The organism is Streptomyces chisholmiae (assembly GCF_031845445.1).
Classification (GTDB): domain Bacteria; phylum Actinomycetota; class Actinomycetes; order Streptomycetales; family Streptomycetaceae; genus Streptomyces; species Streptomyces chisholmiae.
In genome coordinates this window covers 34,538-54,505 of sequence record NZ_JAVREO010000006.1, presented here as the reverse complement: position 1 = coordinate 54,505, position 19,968 = coordinate 34,538, and the positions used below count along the sequence as shown (strand labels likewise).

The window sequence follows — 19,968 nt, the reverse complement described above, 5'->3', positions numbered from 1 at the left end:
GCGGGCCGCGGGCCCCGCCGCGCCGGCTCAGGCCCGGCTGGCCAGGCTCTCGTTGAAGGCGGCGACGCGTTCCGGGATCTCGCGGAGCCCGTCGATCCGCAGGGTCGGCAGCCGCTCCGCGTCCGGGTGGTCGCGCTGCACCATCGCCCACGGCCCGCGTCGGATCAGCGCGGTGCGCAGCCCGACCTCGGCCGCCGGCCGGATGTCGTGGTCCAGCCGGTCGCCGACGTAGAGGATCTCCTCGGGCGCCACCTCCAGCTCCTCCACCAGCAGTTCGAAGAAGCGCGGGTCCGGCTTGGCCACGCCCAGGTCGCTCGAGGTGGCGACCAGCCCGGCGTAGCCGGAGAAGAGGGTGCGCAGCACCTGGGTGGTGGCGGGGCTCTGGTTGGCGGCGATGCCCAGCCACATGCCGGCCTGCCGCATCACCCGGATGGTGATCCGCACGTCCGGATAGAGGTCGTTCTCACCGAACCACTCCGGCTCGCCGGCGGCCGTCCGTTTCTCCCGCTCCAGGGCCAGGTCGAAGCCCGGCCGGAAGACCTCGAAGGCCTCCCGGTAGTCCAGGCCCCGAGCGATGGCCGCTCCGAACTGCGCGGAGAACGTATGCCGGGGGACGCCGAGCCAGGCGGCCCAACCGGCCCACTCCCGACTCTCGTCCACCAGGCACTCACCCACGTCGAACAGCACCGCTCGAATCATGGCCGGCAGCGTATAGACCCGTGGCCCGGCCCGGAACGGGGCCGTCCCCGAAACGGGGGGCTTCCCGGCGAAAGCCGTACGCGGCGCGCGGGGATGCGGCATCCTACGCCCAGCCATCCGCAGGACCCGGCTCCGGTTCCGGCCCGGGGCGGGGCGGCGGCCGCCCCGCGCGGTTCGAACGGCCGCGCCGACTCACTCGGGCACCGTCCCCCGAAGGGGTCGAACGTTGCGCAATGCGGTGGAACCTCGCGCCTTCCACCCTTGCGCAGCCCGCAGAGTGGGTACCTGAGGACACTCAGCGCACGACGAGTGCACCGTGTTGGAACGGCTACTGACAGCGAGGGAGCGTTTCGATGGCCTGGACCGACGGCGCCTGCGTGGTGGACACCAGGACCGGCAGGGTCGGCCGGGTGGCGGGGCGGATCGGCCCTCGGCTGCGGCTGCGGCCGCTGACCCGGGGCCGCACCTGGCACTGCCCGGCCGAGCTGGTCCGCGCGGCCACCGAGTGGGAGCAGCGCAACGCGGACGTGCTGGACGAGAACTGGCGCTTCTGGCGCCCGGCCTGACGCGGGTGACCCCAGCGGAAACGATCCGGCCCCCGTCGGGGTCCGCGGTACGGCCACCGCGGACCCCGGCCCGGGCTCAGACCGACCGGCGGGTCTGCGCCCAGTGGAACCTGCTGGCCACGAACGCGCCGTCCACCAGCGCCGCGTTGCCCGCCGGGTTGCCGCCGGTGCCGTGGTAGTCGGCGAAGGCCGCCGTCTGGTTGACGTACGTCCCGCCGGTCAGGTTGAGCGACAGCTGGGCCCGCTCGTCGAGGCAGACGCCGACCAGCGCCTCCTCGACCGGCGCCGCCGTGGTGTGGCCGAGCACCGTGAGGGCGCCGCGCTCCCGGAGCGTGCGGCGCAGCAACACCAGCGCGTCCGCCGTGGAGTCCACCGCGACGGCGAAGCCCACCGGGCCGAACCACTCGGCCAGCAGCGTCCGTTCCACGCCGGGCGTGCGGGCGTCCAGCCGCACCAGCAGCGGGGTGACCACCCGCCCGTCCGGGTGCTCGGGGTGGGCGAACTCACGTGACGCCAGCGCCACTTCGCCGGTCTCGGCGGCGGCGGCCAGCCGGGAGAGCACGCCTGGCTCGGCCACCGCGCCGAGCAGCCCGGCGGCCCGCCGGTCGTCGCCGAGCAGCTTGTCGACGGCGGCGGCGAGGTCGGCCACCACCTCGTCGAAGCCCTTGGGCCCCTCGTCGGTGCCGATGCCGGCGCGGGGGATGAGCAGGTTCTGCGGGGTGGTGCACATCTGGCCGCTGTAGAGGGAGAGGGAGAACGCCAGGTTGGCCAGCAGGCCCCGGTAGTCGTCGGTGGAGTCCAACAGGACGGTGTTCACCCCGGACTTCTCGGTGAACACCCGCGCCTGGCGGGCGTTCTCCTCCAGCCAGTCGCCGAACGCCGACGAGCCGGTGTAGTCGACGATCCGGACCTCGTCGCGGGTGGCCAGCGTCCGGGCGGCGTACTCGTCGTCACGCTCGGCGGCCAGCGACACCAGCTGCGGGTCGAAGCCGGCCTCGGCCAGCACCTGGCGCGCGGTCGCGACGGTCAGCGCCAGTGGCAGCACCGCGCGCGGGTGCGGCTTGACCAGCACCGGGTTGCCGGTGGCCAGGGAGGCGAACAGCCCGGGGTAGCCGTTCCAGGTGGGGAAGGTGCGGCAGCCGACCAGCAGCGCCACGCCCCGCGGCACCGGGGTGAACGTCGAGGCCAGCCGCAGCGGTTCGTGCCGGCCGCGGGGCTTGGTCCACTCGGTACGCGCCGGGTGCCTGGACTGTTCGGCGAGCGCGGTGGCCACCGCCTCCAGGCCGCGGTCCAGCGCGTGCGGGCCGCCGGCCTGCAACGCCATCGGGTAGCCCTGCCCGGTGGTGTGCATCACCGCGTGCGCCAACTCGGCGGTGCGCTCGCCCAGTCGGGCGAGGATCTCGACGCAGACCAGGGCCCGCAGCTCGGGCCCGGCGTCCCGCCAGGCGGGCAGCGCGGCACGCATCGCCGGCACCAGCACGTCCGCGTTCTGGTGTGGGTAACGGATGCCCAACGGGAAGCCGTAGGGCGAGACTTCGTCGCCCACCCAGCCGTCGGCACCTGGCTGGTCCAGCTCGAACCTGGTGCCGCGCAGCGCGGCGAAGGCGGCGGCACCGGCCGCCTGGTCGTAGTCGCGGGGGCTTTCGGAGTACGCCGACCAGTGACCGCGGTCCCGCAGCGCGCTGGTGGCGCGCTCCAGGGTGGGGCGGTGACGTTCGGTCAGCAGGGAGCGGGTGAGCGAAGGGGTCATCGACGGCCAACTCCTCGCGGGTCTCGGTGGCCACGATTGTGCGGCCCGCCGCTCGTTTGTGGCTAGGGTGCGTCCACGAAGTCCCGGCGTGGGCCCGGTGGGACCGCCCCGACGTGCCCTGGCGCGCCGCGGCGTTCGGCCGGGGTCGGCGCGCGCCCCTGGCCGGGGCCCTTCCGGAGTGGTATGGGACACATCGAGGCGACGGTCCCGGAGGGTGGCCGCGTTCTCCGCCAAGGCGGCGAACCGGGGCAACTGGCTTGGTCGGGGCGGGTGTTTCGGGGGTTTCCTGGGCTTTTCCCGGGGCGCGGTCCGGCGGCCGGCGCCGCGGCGGCCGGGCCGGCAGGGCCGCCCGTCGGCCGCTTTCGGCCGGGCCCGGCCGCCGACCGGCGGGCGACGCGTGTCCCGTCGGTGCCCGGTCAACTAACCTGGGCGCGCACGGGAGGACGCAGAAGTCGCAGGCGACCCGGGGAGCCCATGAACCACGATCGCGCCAGTCGCCCGCCGCTGCCCCGACGCGTGCCGGCGTCGGCGCCGGCCGCCACCTCCGGCTGGCAGGCGCCCAGTTGGGACGAGGCCGAGGACTTCCTGCGCCGCTTCCACGCCGAGGAGCCGGCCCAACCGGTGCCGCTGCCGCAGCGGTTGCGGCAGGTGCGGGAGCAGATCGAGTTCACCGGGACCTACCAGCACACCCGCGCCGAACTGGAGTTCGGCGTCCGGATCGCCTGGCGCAACTCCTCCCGGTGCATCGGCCGGCTCTACTGGAAGAGCCTGAAGCTGCTGGACTGCCGCGCGGCCCGCACCCCGGAGGAGATCAGCGAACGGCTCCAGGAGCACCTGCGGCAGGCCACCAACAACGGGCGCATCCGCCCGGTGATCTCGGTCTTCGCCCAGGAGACGCCGGACCGGCCGGCCCCCAGGGTGTGGAACAGCCAGCTGATCAGGTACGCCGGCTACCGCTCCACCACCGGCCAGCTCTTCGGCGACCCGGGCCAGTTGGACTTCACCGACGCGGTGCGCCGGATGGGCTGGCAGCCGCCGGGCGGCTGGTTCGACGTGCTGCCCTGGGTGATCGAGGTGCCGGGCGAGCAGCCGCGGCTCTTCGACGTGCCGCCCGAGCTGGTGCTCGAGGTCCCGCTGACCCACCCGCAGGTGCCGGCCTTCGGCGAGCTGGGGCTGCGCTGGCACGCGGTGCCGGCCATCTCCCACATGCGGCTCTCCGTCGGCGGCGTGGACTACCCGCTGGCCCCGTTCAACGGCTGGTACCTGGGCACCGAGATAGGCGCCCGGAACCTGGTCGACGCCGACCGGTACAACCTGCTGCCGCTGATGGCGCAGCTGCTCAACCTGGACACCAGCAGCGAGTCCACGCTCTGGCGGGACCGGGCGCTGGTCGAGCTGAACGTCGCGGTGCTGTACTCCTTCGAGCAGGCCGGGGTGAAGATCAGCGACCACCACACGGAGTCCCGCCGCTTCCTGACCCACCTGGCGCGCGAGGAGGGGCACGGCCGGATCACCCCGGCCGACTGGAGCTGGATCGTGCCACCGGTCTCCGGCGGCATCACCCCGGTCTTCCACCGCTACTACGAGGAGGCCGACCTCAAGCCGCACTTCGTCCTCGACGACGAGGCCCGCGAGCGCGCGGCCGGCCGCTGCCCGGTCGCCCACCACACCCCCGGCACCGCCCCGGCCTACGGCCCCTGAGGCCGCCCGGGCCCGCCTCTCCCGACCACCGCCGCCCGGCCGGTCAGGGCTCGGGCAGCAGGTCGGTCTCCTCGAAGACCAGCAGGGTGCGGGTGCTCAGCACCTCGGGGATGGCCTGGATGCGGGTGAGGACCAGCTCCCGCAACTGCCGGTTGTCCGTGGTGTGCACCAGCAGCAGCACGTCGAAGTCCCCGCTGACCAGGGCGATGTGGGCGGCCCCCGGCAGCCGGGACAGCTGCTCCCGCACGGTCCGCCAGCTGTCCTGGACGATCTTCAGCGTGATGTAGGCGCAGGCGCCCTGCCCGGCCCGCTCGTGGTCGATCCTGGCCGAGAAGCCCCGGATGACCTGGCTCTCCACCAGGCGGTTGATCCGCGCGTAGGCGTTGGCGCGCGAGATGTGCACCCGCTCGGCGACCGAACGGACCGAGGCCCGCCCGTCGTTGCGCAGCAGGCGGAGTATCGCCTCGTCGATGGTGTCGAGTTGCCGTTCGCCCTCCGTGGGCAACTGGTCGTGCGGCATCCCTCCAAGCCTCCCCTCCCTGGACGTCCTGCCCCCATATCACGGTATGCCCGGCCGACTGTCCACAGGGCGTCTGGGTGGCTAGCCAGACCGCCCGATCGCTCGAACAATCGGTGGGTAACGCGCCACGGAACGTCGTCGGCGAGCTTGACCCGAACCTGGTTGGCGCACGGCGGCCCCGGGCCGTCGCGCCGACCTTCCGCCCACAGCGTGGCCGGTCCCCACCCCGCCCGCCAGGTCCCAGGCGGGCCGGCGGCCCCTGTGGCCGGGCCCGCGCCGGGCGCCCGGCCACCGGCCGGGCCCCGCGCGGGTCCCCGGGACGCGGCCGGGCGCCGGCCCGGGAGTACGGTGACGCCCATGAGCGGCTCGACGGACCGGGGTCCCGAGGTGGTGGTGCTCGCCGGCGGCGCCGCCCGCCGGCTCGGCGGCGTGGACAAGCCCGCCGTGCGGATCGGCGGCCGCCCCCTGCTCGACCGGGTGCTGGCCGCCTGCCCGGCCATCCCGCCGCCGGTCGTCGTCGGCCCGCCAAGGCCGACCGCCCGGCAGGTCCGCTGGACCCGCGAACAGCCGCCCGGCGGCGGCCCGTTGCCCGCGCTGGCCGCCGGCCTCGCGCTGACCGGACGGCCGCTGGTCGCGGTGCTCGCCGCCGACCTGCCGTTCCTCGACCCCGACACGCTGCCCCGGCTGGTCGCCGCCCTGCCGCCGGAGGCGGACGGCGCGCTGCTGGTCGACGGCGAGGGCCGGGACCAGCCGCTGACCGCCGTCTACCGGGCCGCGCCGCTGCGCCGCGCGCTGGCCGCGCTCGGCCCCGACCCGGCGGCGCTCGCCGGCCGCCCGCTGCGCGGCCTGCTCGGCCGGCTCAGGCTCCGGCGGCTGGCCGGCCCGGCCACCCTGGACTGCGACACCTGGCCGGACATCGCCGCCGCCCGGGCCCGGATCGGCGACCATGGGGAGGTGCTTGAGGAATGGATCACCGCGGTCAAGGCCGAACTCGGCGTGGAACTCGACGTGGACACCACCGCGCTGCTGAACGCGGCGCGGGACGCCGCACACGGCGTCGCCCGCCCGGCGGCCCCGCTGACCACCTTTCTCCTCGGCTACGCGGCCGGGCGCACCGGCCTGCCGCCGGCCGAGGCCGCCGCCCGGATCTCGGCGCTGGCCGCCGACTGGGAGCGGCGCCGGGCGGTGCCGAGCCAGGCGCCGGCCGCGGCGCCCGAGGAGCAGCCGTGAGCGACGCCTTCGACGACGCGCTCGCCCTGGCCAACGGCCCCACCACGACCGCCGCTGCCCCGCCCCGGCCGGCCGCCCCGGCCGACGGCCGCCCACCGCTCGCGCCCGAGCTGGACGACCCGCCGGCCGCCGGCGCCGACCACCCGGCGTGGCCGCGCGCCCGGGCGCTGGCCTGGCGGGCGGCCCGCCCGCTGCCGCCGCGCCGGCTGCCGCTTGAGCACACCGTCGGACACGCCCTGGCCGCCCCGCTGACCGCCCTCACCGACCTGCCGGCCTTCGACACCTCGGCCATGGACGGCTGGGCCGTCGCCGGCCCCGGGCCCTGGCGGCCGGCCGACGGCCCGCCGGCGCTGGCCGGCGGCCCGCTGGCCGCGCCCCTCGCCGACGGCCGGGCCGTCCCGGTCGCCACCGGCGCCCGGGTCCCGGAGGGCACCACCGGGGTGCTGCGCGCCGAGCACGGCCGGCTGGTCGGCGGCCAGCTCACCGGCCCGACGCCCGGCCCAGGGCAGGACATCAGGCCGCGCGGCCAGGAGTGCCGCAGCGGCACGGAGCTGCTGCCGGCCGGCGCCGTGCTCACCCCGGCCGCCCTGGGCCTGGCCGCCGCCGCCGGCTATGACCAGCTCGCGGTCCGCCCCCGGCCGCGCGTCGAAGTGCTGGTGCTCGGCGACGAGTTGCTCTTCCGTGGGCTGCCGCACGACGGTCGGGTGCGGGACGCGCTCGGCCCGATGATCGGGCCCTGGCTGGCCGCGCTCGGCGGCCAGCTGCTGGTCACCCGGCGGCTGGGCGACGACGCCGAGGCGCTCCGCGAGGCGGTCACCACCACCGGCGCCGACCTGGTCGTCAGCACCGGCTCCACCGCCGCCGGGCCGGTCGACCTGCTGCGCGGGACGCTCGCCGACCTCGGCGCCCGGCCGCTGGTCAGCGGCGTCGCGGTGCGCCCAGGACACCCCATGCTGCTCGCCGAACTCCCCGGCGGCACCCCGCTGGTCGGCCTGCCGGGCAACCCGCTGGCCGCGGTCTCCGGCCTGCTGACGCTGGCCGCGCCGCTGCTGTGCGCGCTGACCGGCCGGCCGCTCCCCGAGCCGCGCACCGCCCGGCTGACCGAGCGGGTCACCGGCCACCCGGCGGACACCAGGCTGGTCCCCGTCGCCTGGTCCGCCCCCGCCGAGGTCAGCCCGTTGAGCTACGCTGGCCCGGCCATGCTGCGCGGCATCGCCGCCGCGACCGCACTGGCGGTGATTCCGCCCGGAGGCGCCCCGGCCCACGCCGAGGTGGCCCTCCTCGACCTACCACCGGCCTGAACGCCACCCGGCGTGACCCGCCTGACGGCCCCCGGCTCGCCCCATCCCTCGGCATGAGACACCCCCCACGGTCATGAGACTCCCCAGCTCGTCCACGGCCGACCGGCCCACCTTCGAGGACCGGTCCCCCGGGATCTCGCTACCCCGCTACGTCGCCGGCCCCCTGGTCCAGGTGGCCCGCCGGCTGCTGCTGGCCACCGGGGTGATGGCGCTGGCCGTGGTGCTGGTCTACCTCGACCGTCGCGGCTACCACGACAACCACGACTCCGAGGTCAGCTTCACCGACGTCCTCTACTACGTCACCGTCTCGCTCTCCACCACCGGCTACGGCGACATCGTGCCGGCCTCGGACGGGGCGCGGCTGCTGACCACCTTCTGCATCACCCCGCTGCGGGTGGCGTTCCTGATCATCCTGGTCGGCACCACCCTCGAGGTGCTCACCGAACGCACCCGCGATCAGTGGCGGCTCGCCTACTGGAGGAAGCACTTGCGCGATCACACCGTCATCGTGGGCTTCGGCACCAAGGGCCGCTCCGCCGCCGAGACGCTGATCAGCGGCGGCCTCAACCAGGACCAGATCGTGGTCGTCGACCCGGACGCGCAGGTGGTGGAGTCGGCCAACGCCCTCGGCTTCGCCGGCGTGGTCGGCGACGCCACCCGCAGCGACGTGCTGGTCCGGGCCAGGGCCGACCGCGCCCGGCAGGTGGTGATCGCCACCCAGCGGGACGACACCGCGGTGCTGGTCGCGCTGACCGCCCGCCAGCTCAGCAAGCACATCAGGATCGTGGCCTCGGTCCGCGAGCAGGAGAACGTGCCGCTGCTCCGGCAGTCCGGCGCCGACGCCGTGATCACCAGCGCCAGCGCCGTCGGCCGGCTGCTCGGCCTCTCCATGATGAGCCCCAGCTCGGGCGCCGTGATGGAGGACCTGATCCAGCACGGCAAGGGCCTCTCCCTCAAGGAGCGCCCGGTCACCAACGAGGAGGCGGGCGGCTCCCCCCGGGACTGCGCCGACCTGGTCGTCTCGGTGATAAGGGGCCACCGGCTGCTGCCCTACGACGACCCGGACGTGGCCACCCTGGAACTCACCGACCGGCTGGTGGTGATCCACCGGGTCACCCCCGAGGAGGAACACCAGATCGCCCGCCGCGCCCAGGACCGCGGCCCCGGCTCCTGGCGCATCCCGCGCCGCTGACCCGGCCACCGGGCCCGGCTCACTCCTTGACGGAGCCGAGCCACAGCGTGTCCCTGGCCCGGGTCATCGCGACGAACAGCTGGCCGCGCGCCAGCTCCGCCTGCTCCAGGTCGGCGTCGGACGGCTCGCCGTCCCCGCCGGGGGCCAGCCCCTCGTCGTGCCGCGGCAGATACACCCGCTTGAACTCCAGCCCCTTGGCCCGCCGGTAGCTGCCCAGCTTCACCCCGGGCACCGCGCTGCCGGCGTAGTTCTCCAGCGGGCAGACCGGGACGCCGGCCCGGGTCAGCAGCCGCTGGTAGTGGCCGATGGCCCGCATCGAGGGGCAGAGCAGCGCCGCGTCCGCCAGCGCCTCGGGCGCCAGCGCGCGCAGCGCGGCCAGCAGCTCCTCGTCGTGCTCCGCGGCGCTCGGCGCCACCACGCGCACCACCTCGCCCGCCCGGTACGCCACGTCCACCTCGCGCCGGCCGGGGGTGCGCTCCCCGTCGATGTCCTCGAAGGTGTCGTCGGCGACCACCGCCATGGCGGTCCGCAGGATCTCCTGGCTGTTGCGGTAGTTGCGGCGCAGCACCTGCGCCCGGTCGCCCCGGATGTCCACACCGGCCTCGGCCAGCCGGAACCCGCCCGGGTAGACCGCCTGCTGCCCGTCGCCCACCAGCAGCAGCCCGTTGGGGGCCTCGCCCGCCAGGGCGTGCAGCAGCCGCACCCCGACCAGGGTCAGGTCCTGCACCTCGTCCACGATCACCGCCCGGTAGGGGCGGTCCGACGGGTCCCGCGCGCCGGCCGCGCGCACCCGCTCCCACGCGAGCGACAGCACGTCGTCGAAGTCGTGCACCCCGCGCTCGATACGGCGCCGCTCGTACGCCTCGTACAGCGCCCAGACCGCCGCCCGGTCCTGGCCGCGCAGCGCCGTCCGGCGGCGCCGCCGCCGAACGGTGGCGTACTCCTCGAAGGTGGTGATGCCGCGGCCCTTGATCACGTACTGGATCTCGTCCCGCCAGTACTGGTGCCCCGGGGCGATCTCGGCCAGCCGGCTGTCCCGGCCCACCTCCATCCAGGCCCGGGCGAACGCGGTGTCCGCCTGCTCACCGCGGAGCTGGACGGGGACGCCCGCCCGTTGCAGGTACTCGATGGCCCAGGCGTGCAGGCTGCTGAACTCCACCCGGTCGGCCACCTCGGGCGCCATGGCGCGCAGGAACGCGCGCTGCACCCGCGGCAGGTTCTTGGCGAAGGTGACGTAGAGCAGCCGGCCCGAGGTGTGCCGGGCCAGCCGCGCCGCCCGGTGCAGCGCCACCACCGTCTTCCCGGTGCCGGCCGCGCCGCTGATCCGGGCCGGGCCCGACCAGTCCCGGCGCACCAGGGCCGCCTGGTCCGGGTGGAGGAACGTCATCCACCGCTCGATCGGGGCGGCCAGCGCGTCGGCCAGCGCGGCGTCCCGCACCGCCGCCACGTCGAAGAGCCCGGGCCCGGGCTCCGCCGCCGGCGGCTCCGGCCGGTCGCCGGCCGCCCGGCGCCGCGCCGGCTCGGAGACCACGGCCGGCTGGTAGGCCGGGAACACGCCGGCCAGCCGCTCGGCGACCTCCCGCACCCGGGCCGGCGACAGGCGACGGCCCCGCCGCCACAGGTAGGGGGCCAGCTCGGCCTCGCCCAGCAGGTCGATCGGGCCCAGCCGGGCCGCCAGCCGGTGCCCGGCGAAGACCATCAACGGCCGCACCGCGACCGGGGACAGCCCCAGCGCCACCAGCGCGCCCTCCGCCACCCCGGTCACCCGGGCCAGCTTCCTGGCGTGCTCGTCCCTGGGCTGGCCGCCGGCCCACAGCGCGTCCCCGCGCACCTCGGGCGCCGCCCGCCAGTTCTTCACGTCCAGCACGAACACGCCGCCCTGGCCCACCAGCAGCATGTCCACGTTGGCCGCCCTGGTCCCCGGCCAGCGCCGGTCGACCAGCAGCCGCCAGCCGCGCTCGGTGAACGCCAACAGCTGGGCGGCGACCCGCTGTTCGCCCTCGCTGGCCGCCTCCCAGCGGCGCGCCTCGGCACCGGCCGCCCGCAGCTGCTCGCGCAGCAGCCGCTCCTGACGCCTGGCCCGCTGCGCGCGGCGGGCGGCCGACTCCCCTGCGGCCATCGCCGAATCCCCCCTCGGTGTCGCGGAGTTGATCGTACGACGCTGAGCGACCGGTTGGCAGCCCTCGGTGGCGTCGCGCCCCGGCTCAGACCTCGGGGCCGCCGACCGGACCGCTCTCCGCCGCGCCGCCGGCCGCCCGGCCCGGGCCCGTCGGGCCGCGGTTCGCCGCGCCGCTGTTTGCCGCGCCGCTGTCCACCGCGCCGTTGTTCGCCACCCTGCCGTCCGCCGGGGCGCCGTCCGCCGGTTCGGGATCGAGGTCGGCGAGCAGCGCGGCCACCCGGGCGGCCGTGCCGTGCTCGTCGGTGGCCAACACGGTGGTCATGCCGAGTGCCTCGGCCGGCGGCAGGTTCCTGGCCTGGTCGTCCACGAACACACACGCCGACCCCGGCAGGCCGAGCCGCGCCAGCACCCGCCGGTAGATCTCCGACTCGGGCTTGGCCAGCCCCTCCCGCTCCGACAGCACCGACACGTCGAACAGCTCCCACACCCCGAGCCGGCCGTACGGGTCGTAGGGGTCGAGCCCGAAGCTGTTGGAGAGCATCGCCACCGCGTACCCCGCGGCGCGCGCCCGACGGGCCAGCGCCACCATCCGGGCCGCCGGCCGCACCCCGGCCCAGGCCCGGCCCATCAGGTCATCGCCGGCCACCCCGAGCAGCGGGCCCATCGCCGCGTTCCACTCGTGCTGCGAGCACTGCCCCAACTCCAGCCGCTGGTAGAGCGCCCGCCCCTCCGGATGCTCGCCGAGCGCCGCGCCCCAGGCGCCGGCGGCCAGCCCCTCGGCCGTGCACCAGGACGCGATCGACTCCTCAAGACCCGCGGTCAACACCCCGCCGAAGTCCAGCACCAGCGCCTCGTACCGCCGCCCGGCCATGGCCGCTCCCTCCCGCCGGGGCCGCCGTGCCCCGGGCCGTTCGCCCTCTCCATCTCTACCCGTCCAACGCGTAGCATCCCGTTATGGGATCGACCAGCGGCGGCGCGCCCGCCCCCCGCACCGGCTCCCCCGGGGGCCAGTGGTTCCCCGCTGAGTGGCCCGACCGGATCCGCGCGTTGGCCAACGGCACGTTGACGCCGGTCCTGGCCCGGCCGGCCGCCACCGTGCTGCTGCTGCGGGACGGCCCCGACGGGCTTGAGGTGTTCCTGCTGCGCCGACGCCTCTCGATGGCCTTCGCCGCCGGCGCCTACGCCTACCCGGGTGGCTCCGTCGACCCCAGGGACACCGACGCCCGGGCCGCCGGCCCGACGCACGACGCCGTCCCACCGGCCGTCGTGCTCGCCGCCCTCCGCGAACTCTTCGAGGAGGCCGGCGTGTTGCTGGCCGGTCCCGGGCCGGACGCGCTGGTCGCCGACGTGACCGGCCAGGACTGGGAGGCCGACCGGCGCGCGCTGGTCGCCCGCGAGCTGTCGTTCAGCGCCTTCCTCGCCGGCCGCGGCCTGCTGCCGCGCGGTGGCCTGCTGCGGCCCTGGGCGCGCTGGATCACCCCCGAGTTCGAGAGCCGGCGCTACGACACCTGGTTCTTCGCCGCCGCCCTGCCCCCGGGCCAGCGCACCAGGAACGCCTCCACCGAGGCCGACCACGCGGCCTGGCTGCGGCCGGCCGAGGCCGTCGCCGGCTTCGACCGGGGTGAGCTGCTGATGATGCCGCCCACCGCCGCCACCCTGCGCCAGCTGCTGCCGCACGCCACCGCCGCCCAGGCGCTCGCCGCGGCCGCCGCGCACGACCTGACCCCGGTGCTCGCCCGCGCCCGGCTGGACGGCGACGAGGTGGTGCTGAGCTGGCCGGGCCACGAGGAGTTCGAGAAACGGGTCCCCGGCACCCCGCCGCCGGGACCCGCGCCAACCGGCCCGCCCCGGCGGGCCGCTGAGGGAGCGTGACGCCGTGACCCACTCCGCCGCGCCTCCCGGGCGCCCCAGCGGGACGCCCCCCAGGGGGCGGATCACCGAACGCGCCAGCTGTGTGCTGGCGCCCAACCCCTCCCCGATGACCCTGGACGGCACCAACACCTGGCTGCTCGCCGAGCCGGACGCCGAGCTGGCCGTCGTCGTCGACCCAGGACCGCTCGACGAGGGACACCTGCGCGCGGTCACCGAGACCGTCGCCGAACGTGGCCAGCGGGTCGGCCTGGTGCTGCTGACCCACGGCCACGCCGACCACGCCGAGGGCGCGACCCGGCTGGCCGAGCTGACCGGCGCGCCGGTCCGGGCGCTCGACCCGGCGCTCCGGCTCGGCGACGAGGGGCTGGCCGCCGGCGACGTCGTCACCACCGGCGGCATCGAGCTGCGGGTGGTCGGCACCCCGGGGCACACGGGGGACTCGCTGTCCTTCCACCTCCCGGCCGACGCCGCCCTGCTGACCGGCGACACGGTGCTGGGGCGGGGCACCACCCTGGTCGCCCACCCGGACGGGCGGCTCGGCGACTACCTGGACTCGCTGCGCCGGCTGCGTTCCCTCACCGAGGGGGACGAGGGCGCCCACACCGTGCTGCCCGGGCACGGCCCGGTGCTGGCCGACGCCCAGGGCGCCATCGACTACTACCTGGCCCACCGGGCCGACCGGCTGGCCCAGATCGAGTCCGCGGTCAACCGCGGCCTGCTCACGGCGGCGCAGGTGGTCGCCGACGTCTACGCGGACGTGGACCGCGCGGTCTGGCCGGCGGCCGAACTGTCCGTCCGGGCCCAACTCGCCTACCTGCGCGCCCACGGCTACCCGACGGCCCGCCCGGACGCCTGACACCGCGCCGGCCCCGGCCACCGGGCCGAGCCACCGACCATCGTCACCCCGTCCACGGCCCCAGCGACCACGGACCGGCGGGGCCAGGGGGAGCCGAGCGGGGGACGCGGGCGGCGTGATTCAGCAGCTGCCGCCCGTCGGGCGGCCGACGGCGCCCCCGAAACGCCTGCCGTCAACACCGGTCGCAGCCGGCCGGCCCAGGCTCGGCCGCGGGGCCGGCGGACATGGCGGACGGGCCGCGGGGCCGGCGGACGTGGCGGAACGGGTCGGACGTGTGTCGGGGCGGCGGCCAGGGAAGCCGCGCTGGGCGTCGGCCAAGGCGACGGCCAGGGAAGCCGCGCCGGGTCCGGGGCCGGTCCCGGCCGCCAGGCCGGGGGCCAGCCCCGGCAGGCGACGGCGGACCGAGCCCGGCCGGGGACCGGCTCAGCGGCTGCGGCGGGCCAGCCGCTCGATGTCCAGCAGGATCACCGCGCGGGCCTCCAGCCGGAGCCAGCCGCGGGCGGCGAAGTCGGCCAGCGCCTTGTTGACCGTCTCCCGGGAGGCGCCCACCAGCTGGGCCAGCTCCTCCTGGGTCAGGTCGTGCACCACGTGGATGCCTTCCTCGGACTGCACGCCGAACCGGCGCGAGAGGTCGAGCAGCGCCTTGGCGACCCGCCCGGGCACGTCCGAGAAGACCAGGTCGGACATGCTGTCGTTGGTGCGCCGCAGCCGGCGGGCGACGGCCCGCAGCAGCGCGGACGCGACCTCGGGCCGGGCGCTGAGCCAGGGCTGGAGGTCGCCGTGGCCCAGGCCGAGCAGCCGCACCTCGGTGACCGCGGTGGCGGTCGCGGTGCGCGGGCCAGGGTCGAAGAGCGACAGCTCGCCGATGAGTTCGCCGGGGCCGAGGACGGCCAGCATGTTCTCCCGGCCGTCGGGTGAGGTGCGGTGCAGCTTCACCTTGCCCTCGGTGACGACATAGAGCCGGTCGCCCGGGTCCCCCTCGTGGAAGAGGGTGTCACCACGCGCCAGCGTGGCCTCGGTCATGGAAGCGCGCAGCTCGGCGGCCTGCTCGTCGTCGAGTGCCGCGAAGAGCGGGGCACGCCGCAGTACGTCGTCCACGGGTTCCTCTCCTTGTCGGCCACGCGGGCCGGTGGTCCTCGGCCCCTGGGCCGGATGGCTCGGGGACGTTCTGCCCCTCTCATCATGCCGGATGTCCGGGCCCTGCCAGCAGGTACAAGTCTGACGCACCGGTGCGTACCGGCCCACGGCAGGGCCCCGTTCGGTGGGTGAATTCGCCGGGGGAAAGGCGAATGTCGGTGCTCCCGTTTACGCTGGCCGAGTGGCCAACGGGCGCGGGGCGCGCGTGCGGTGGAGCAGGAGAGAGCGAGGGCCAGCCGGGTGAACGAGGGTCAGGATTCCGCTGAGGGCGAACGGGCGGGGAAGGCCGCCGGGCGGGCCGCCGCCCCGGCGAGAGGGCCGGCCGGGTCGGAGAGTCGCCTGGCCATGGTGCGCCGGGCCCGCCGGACCTACCGCGCGCTCGGCGAGGTCTACTACTACGCCCACCCCGAGCTGGACTTCGAGAACCCCTTCGAGCTGCTGGTGGCGACGGTGCTCTCCGCCCAGACCACCGACCTGAGAGTCAACCAGACCACTCCGAAGCTCTTCGCCGCCTACCCCACCCCGGAGGACCTGGCGGCGGCCGACCCCGCGGTGCTGGAGGAGCTGATCCGGCCGACGGGCTTCTTCCGCAACAAGGCCAGGTCGCTGATCGGCCTCTCCGCCGAGCTGCGGGACCGCTTCGGCGGCGAGGTCCCGGGCCGGCTGGCGGACCTGGTGACGCTGCCCGGCGTCGGCCGCAAGACCGCGCACGTCGTGTTGGGGAACGCCTTCGGCCGGCCGGGGATCACCGTGGACACCCACTTCCAGCGGCTGGTGCGCCGGTGGAAGTGGACGGCGCAGGAGGACCCGGTGAAGATCGAGGCCGAAGTGGCCGAGATCTTTCCCCGGAAGGACTGGACGGAGCTGTCACACCGAGTGATCTTCCATGGCCGCCGCATCTGCCACAGCCGGAAGCCGGCCTGCGGGGCCTGCCCGATCGCCCACCTCTGCCCGGCGTTCGGCGAGGGCGAGACCGACCCGGAGAAGGCGCGGAAGCTGCTGAAGTACGAGATGGGCGGCCAGCCGGGGCAGCGGCTCAAGCCCCCGCCCGACTACCCGGGCCGCCCGGCCCCGCCCCTGGGCGCCCCGGCGGCCGGCTGACGGCGCCGCCCGGGCCCGCCGCCGCCCGGGTGCCAGGCCCGCCGCCCCCCGACCACCGCCGCCCAGGGAGCCCAGCCCATGACCAGCGCCCATGACCCCGCCCCGGCCGGGTCCGGCCACTCCGACCTGCCCGGCTGGCTCCGCCGGCTGGCCGCGGCGGCCCGCGGCATCCAGCCGGACCAGCTGAGCGACATCCGGCTGCCGCCCACCGGCGGGCGGCCGTCCGCCGTGCTGGTGCTCTTCGGGGAGGGCCGGGACGGGCCCGAGCTGCTCCTCCTGCAGCGGGCCAGCAGCCTGCGCCAGCACGCCGGCCAGCCCTCCTTCCCCGGCGGCGCGCTGGACCCGGAGGACGGCGACCCGGAGGGCGCCGGGCCGTGGCGGGCCGCGCTGCGGGAGGCGGAGGAGGAGACCGGCCTGGACCCGGCCGGCGTGCGGATCTTCGCCACCCTGCCCCGGCTCTACATCCCGGTCAGCGGTTTCGTCGTCTCCCCGGTGCTGGCCTGGTGGCGCAAGCCCACCCCGGTGGCGCCCCAGGACCCGGCGGAGACCGCCCGGGTCTTCACGGTCCGCCTCGCCGAGCTGGCCGATCCGGCGCACCGCGGCACCGCGTTGCACCCCAGCGGCTACCGCGGCCCCTGCTTCGCCGTCGCCGACACCCTGGTCTGGGGCTTCACGGCCGGCGTGATCGACCGGCTGCTGTACTACGGCGGCTGGGAGCGGCCGTGGGACGACGGGCGGCTCCTCCCGTTGGACCACTCGGCGTGAGGCCCGCCCGGCCGCGTGAGAACGTGGCCGGGTGAACGTCCTGGACGTCTCGCTGCTGCTGGCCGCCGGCTCGCTCGCGGCCGTCGGCTACCGCAGGGGGCTGCTCCTCGGCGTCTGTTCCGCGCTCGGCCTGCTGGCCGGCGCGCTGCTCGCGGTCGGGGCGCTGTCCCTGCTCTGGCCGACGGAGGCCGGCTCGGTCGGCGCCACCGGGGGCGTCCTGCTGGTGGTCACGGCCGCGGTGGCCGGCCAGGTGCTGGCGGCCCGGCTCGGTGGCCGGCTGCGGGCGCTGGTCAGCTGGCCGCCGGCCCGGGCCGTGGACGCGGCGGGCGGGGCGCTGGTGCACGCGCTGGCGCTGCTGCTGGTGGCCTGGCTGCTCGGCTCGGCCCTCGCGCTGGTCGCCCCCGGCCCGGTGGGCCGCGAACTGCGCTCCTCCCAGGTGCTCTTCGGCGTCTCACGGGCGCTGCCGGCCGGTGCCGACGGGCTGGCGGCTGGCCTGGGCACGTTGCTGGTCCCGGGCGGCTCGTCCCGGCTGGCCGTGCCGATCGACGCCGAGCCCGTCATCCAGGTGCCCCCGCCCGACCCGGCCGTGGTGGACGCGCCGGCGCTGCGCGAGGTGTGGCGCTCCGTGGTCCGGGTTCGGGGCTCGGCCGACGGCTGCGGGCGCACCCTGGAGGGCACCGGCTTCGTCTTCGCGGACGGGAAGGTGCTCACCAACGCCCATGTGGTGGGCGGGGTGACGAGCCCGGCCGTGTCGATCGGCGGCCTCGGCCGGCCCTACCCGGGCGAGGTGGTGCACTTCGACCCGGAGCGCGACCTGGCCGTGCTGGACGTGCCGGGACTGCCGGCCCCCGCCCTGCCGCTGAGCGAGCACGGCGGCGTCAGCGGCGACGACGCGGTGGTCGTCGGCTTCCCGGAGAGCGGCCCGTTCACGGCCGTGCCGGCCCGGGTGCGGGACCGCTACCAGGCCAGGGGCCCGGACATCTACCGGTCAGGCTCCGTCAGCCGGGAGGTTTACTCCCTGCACGCCACCATTCGCCCGGGCAACTCCGGCGGCCCGCTGCTGTCCCCGGACGGCGAGGTGCTCGGGGTCGTCTTCGCCCGGTCCCTGGACGACGGCAGCACGGGGTACGCGCTGACCGCGGACGAGGTGCGGGAGGCGGCCGGGCGCGGGCAGGCCGCCGAACGGCCGGTGACCACGGGGCGCTGCGCGCCGGGCTGATCAGGCCGTTCGGTGTGTGGGGGTGCTTGGCTCGGGTGCCCAGGACTTGGCGCGGAGCGTGGGGGCTCAGCCGCGCGGGTGTCGCAGGCGCGTACTGACCCAACGCGCGCGACGACGGAGGATATCGGGAAATCTGATCGCCGAGTCTGGCAACGGGCCACCCTGGAGTGCGCGAGCGGCGCCTCGCGCCCGGGTGGCGGCCCCATTGCCGCTTGGTTCACGTGCCACGTCACGGTATTCGTGCGTCCAGCCCATAACACGTCCCTGCCCGGGCTCCAAGGTCAGTAACCTCAGTCCGGCGAAGTCCCTGGGCGTATGCGGATGGCAGTTGCCAGCGAACACCCGGGCGTCGCCAGGCGCCAACGGACCGTCACCGTCCGGCCGGGGCGCTGGCCGGCGCCGCGCCGCTCGTCAGCGGCCCACGCGTCAGCGGTCCGGCTCCGGGTCCCGCAGCCAGTCGATCAACTCGCCGCTGAACGCGGCCGGGTCCTCCTCGTGCGGAAAGTGCCCGAGGCCGTCGAAGAGCCGCCACCGGTAGGGCGCCTCGACGTACTCGCCGGACCCGGCCGCGCTGCGGGTCCGCAGCACCGGGTCGAGCGAGCCGTGCAGATGCAGGGTCGGCACCAGCACCGGCCGCTTCATCCGGCGGTTGAACTGGATGCCGTCCGGCCGGGCGATGGACCGCACCAGCCAGCGGTAAGGCTCGACGGCACAGTGCGCGGTGGACGGCACACACATCGCCTGCTGGTAGACCCGCACATCGGCCGGCTCCGGCTGCCGCGGCCCCGACCACGCGCGCAACAGCTCGCCGACCACGGCCGCGTCGTCGGCGACCAACTGCCGCTCCGGCAGCCAGGGCCGCTGGAACCCCCAGATGTAGCGGCTGGCCGCGGCCTGCCGTGGGTCGCGGAGCAGCGAGGCCCGCCAACTCCGCGGGTGCGGCATCGAGGAGACCGCCAGCCGCCGCACCAGCTTGGGCCGCATCACCGCGGCCGTCCACGCCAGATAGCCCCCCAGGTCGTGCCCGACCAGCGCCGCGTCCGGCTCGCCCAGCGACCGGATGACGCCGGTGACGTCCAACGCCAGGTTGGCCGGGTCGTAGCCGCGCGGCGTGCGGTCGCTGCCGCCGATGCCGCGCAGATCCATCGCCACCGCCCGGAACCCGGCCTCGGCCAGCGCGGTCAGCTGGTGCCGCCAGGTCCACCAGAACTGGGGGAAGCCGTGCACCAGCAGGACGAGCGGGCCCTCGCCCAACTCGGCGATGTGAAACCGCGCGCCGTTCGCCGCGACGTCCCGATGGGTCCAGGGGCCGTCCCGCAGGATGACCGAGGACCGCATCCCCGACTGGTCGGCGTTGCTCATGTGGGGGAGCCGGCGTGGTCGTTGGGCACGCTCTGCCGCGGGTGCGGCCTGGCCTTGGAGAGCAGGGTGGCCGACTCCTTGGCCGACCGGATCGACCGCTCCGGCGGCGAGATCCGCCCCAGCTTGACCTTGGCCCACAGCAGCAGCACCGCCGCGAGCACCAGGTAGAAGCCGGCGACGATCACGCAGGCGACCGCCAACGGCAGGTCCCACCAGTTCCGCAGCCAGAACGCCAGGGCGAAGCTCAGCAACGGCACCGCGAAGAGCACCAGCCCGGCGGCGACCACGCCGGCGACGCTCCCGAACAGAGCACGTTTGACGTCCTGTCGGATCTCCGTCTTGGCGAGGGCGATCTCGTCGTGCACCAGTCCGGACAGCTCGCTGGTCGCCGTCGCGACCAGCTCTCCGAGGCTGCGGCCCTCGTCGGCTGCGCTCATCGCGTTCTCACTTTCTCTCCTGGCGTGGTTGCGGTAGGTGCACGTGACAGTAGTAGTGCCGTGGTGGTGCGTCAGTCGCGACACCTCGTCGCCGCGGGGAGTGATGTCACAGATGGTATAGGGGCGCCCGGTCGCTGACCG

18 protein-coding genes are annotated in these 19,968 nt (G+C 75.9%); 10 read left to right on the top strand and 8 right to left on the bottom strand.

Translation table 11 applies throughout. The features are described 5' to 3' along the window. Window positions 1-27: 27 nt before the first annotated feature. Window positions 28-699: an HAD family hydrolase gene (locus tag RM844_RS11650; protein ID WP_311666999.1), complete on the bottom strand. Its 672-nt coding sequence runs from the start codon at window positions 697-699 to the stop codon at window positions 28-30. Window positions 700-1,052: 353 nt separating this feature from the next. Between RM844_RS11650 and RM844_RS11645 the strand changes: the two genes are divergently transcribed. Continuing rightward, window positions 1,053-1,265 (top strand): hypothetical protein, encoded by a 213-nt coding sequence (locus RM844_RS11645; RefSeq protein WP_311666998.1) that lies wholly within the window; start codon window positions 1,053-1,055, stop codon window positions 1,263-1,265. A gap of 76 nt (window positions 1,266-1,341) precedes the next feature. On the opposite strand, the gene paaN is transcribed toward RM844_RS11645, so the two are convergent. After that, window positions 1,342-3,015 (bottom strand): phenylacetic acid degradation protein PaaN, encoded by a 1,674-nt coding sequence (gene paaN, locus RM844_RS11640; protein WP_311666997.1) that lies wholly within the window; start codon window positions 3,013-3,015, stop codon window positions 1,342-1,344. A gap of 474 nt (window positions 3,016-3,489) precedes the next feature. Between paaN and RM844_RS11635 the strand changes: the two genes are divergently transcribed. Beyond that, the gene (locus tag RM844_RS11635) at window positions 3,490-4,716 is read left to right on the top strand and encodes a nitric oxide synthase oxygenase (protein ID WP_311666996.1); all 1,227 of its coding nucleotides are present in this window, start codon (window positions 3,490-3,492) and stop codon (window positions 4,714-4,716) included. Window positions 4,717-4,759: 43 nt separating this feature from the next. On the opposite strand, the gene RM844_RS11630 is transcribed toward RM844_RS11635, so the two are convergent. Further along, window positions 4,760-5,236 carry an Lrp/AsnC family transcriptional regulator gene (locus RM844_RS11630; RefSeq protein ID WP_311666995.1) on the bottom strand — a complete coding sequence of 159 codons (477 nt, stop codon included), beginning with the start codon at window positions 5,234-5,236 and terminating at the stop codon, window positions 4,760-4,762. Window positions 5,237-5,593: 357 nt separating this feature from the next. Between RM844_RS11630 and RM844_RS11625 the strand changes: the two genes are divergently transcribed. From RM844_RS11625 to RM844_RS11615, 3 genes are all read left to right on the top strand, one after another. After that, a complete protein-coding gene (locus tag RM844_RS11625) occupies window positions 5,594-6,466 on the top strand; it encodes an NTP transferase domain-containing protein (RefSeq protein WP_311666993.1) in 873 nt (290 codons plus the stop codon). Beyond that, window positions 6,403-7,767, top strand: a complete 1,365-nt coding sequence (locus RM844_RS11620; RefSeq protein ID WP_311667266.1) for a molybdopterin molybdotransferase MoeA — start codon at window positions 6,403-6,405, stop codon at window positions 7,765-7,767. Before RM844_RS11625 ends, RM844_RS11620 begins: the two co-directional genes overlap by 64 nt. Window positions 7,768-7,840: 73 nt before the next feature. After that, the gene (locus tag RM844_RS11615) at window positions 7,841-8,959 is read left to right on the top strand and encodes a potassium channel family protein (RefSeq protein WP_311666992.1); all 1,119 of its coding nucleotides are present in this window, start codon (window positions 7,841-7,843) and stop codon (window positions 8,957-8,959) included. Between the two features lie 19 nt (window positions 8,960-8,978). On the opposite strand, the gene RM844_RS11610 is transcribed toward RM844_RS11615, so the two are convergent. After that, window positions 8,979-11,078, bottom strand: a complete 2,100-nt coding sequence (locus RM844_RS11610; RefSeq protein ID WP_311666991.1) for a nuclease-related domain-containing DEAD/DEAH box helicase — start codon at window positions 11,076-11,078, stop codon at window positions 8,979-8,981. 85 nt (window positions 11,079-11,163) lie between these two features. Further along, window positions 11,164-11,949 carry an HAD-IA family hydrolase gene (locus tag RM844_RS11605; protein ID WP_311666990.1) on the bottom strand — a complete coding sequence of 262 codons (786 nt, stop codon included), beginning with the start codon at window positions 11,947-11,949 and terminating at the stop codon, window positions 11,164-11,166. A gap of 83 nt (window positions 11,950-12,032) precedes the next feature. On the opposite strand from RM844_RS11605, the gene RM844_RS11600 reads away from it, so the two are divergent. Then, on the top strand, window positions 12,033-12,950 hold the full coding sequence (locus RM844_RS11600; RefSeq protein ID WP_311666989.1) for an NUDIX hydrolase: 918 nt from the start codon (window positions 12,033-12,035) through the stop codon (window positions 12,948-12,950). 4 nt (window positions 12,951-12,954) lie between these two features. Next, window positions 12,955-13,806 (top strand): MBL fold metallo-hydrolase, encoded by an 852-nt coding sequence (locus RM844_RS11595; protein WP_311666987.1) that lies wholly within the window; start codon window positions 12,955-12,957, stop codon window positions 13,804-13,806. A gap of 423 nt (window positions 13,807-14,229) precedes the next feature. Here the strand turns inward: RM844_RS11595 and RM844_RS11590 are convergent, their stop codons facing one another. After that, window positions 14,230-14,904 (bottom strand): Crp/Fnr family transcriptional regulator, encoded by a 675-nt coding sequence (locus RM844_RS11590; protein ID WP_311666986.1) that lies wholly within the window; start codon window positions 14,902-14,904, stop codon window positions 14,230-14,232. A gap of 279 nt (window positions 14,905-15,183) precedes the next feature. On the opposite strand from RM844_RS11590, the gene nth reads away from it, so the two are divergent. The 3 genes from nth (at window position 15,184) to RM844_RS11575 (ending at window position 18,028) form a co-directional block, all read left to right on the top strand. Then, window positions 15,184-16,044, top strand: coding sequence for an endonuclease III (gene nth / locus RM844_RS11585; protein WP_311666985.1), 861 nt, complete (start codon window positions 15,184-15,186; stop codon window positions 16,042-16,044). Window positions 16,045-16,122: 78 nt separating this feature from the next. Then, a complete protein-coding gene (locus tag RM844_RS11580) occupies window positions 16,123-16,809 on the top strand; it encodes an NUDIX hydrolase (RefSeq protein WP_311666984.1) in 687 nt (228 codons plus the stop codon). A 31-nt stretch (window positions 16,810-16,840) separates the two neighbouring features. After that, the gene (locus RM844_RS11575) at window positions 16,841-18,028 is read left to right on the top strand and encodes a MarP family serine protease (RefSeq protein WP_311666983.1); all 1,188 of its coding nucleotides are present in this window, start codon (window positions 16,841-16,843) and stop codon (window positions 18,026-18,028) included. Between the two features lie 426 nt (window positions 18,029-18,454). Here the strand turns inward: RM844_RS11575 and RM844_RS11570 are convergent, their stop codons facing one another. Next, complete coding sequence (locus RM844_RS11570; protein WP_311666982.1) at window positions 18,455-19,390, bottom strand: alpha/beta fold hydrolase; 936 nt, start codon at window positions 19,388-19,390, stop codon at window positions 18,455-18,457. Beyond that, window positions 19,387-19,827 carry a phage holin family protein gene (locus RM844_RS11565; RefSeq protein WP_311666981.1) on the bottom strand — a complete coding sequence of 147 codons (441 nt, stop codon included), beginning with the start codon at window positions 19,825-19,827 and terminating at the stop codon, window positions 19,387-19,389. Before RM844_RS11565 ends, RM844_RS11570 begins: the two co-directional genes overlap by 4 nt. Window positions 19,828-19,968 lie beyond the last annotated feature (141 nt).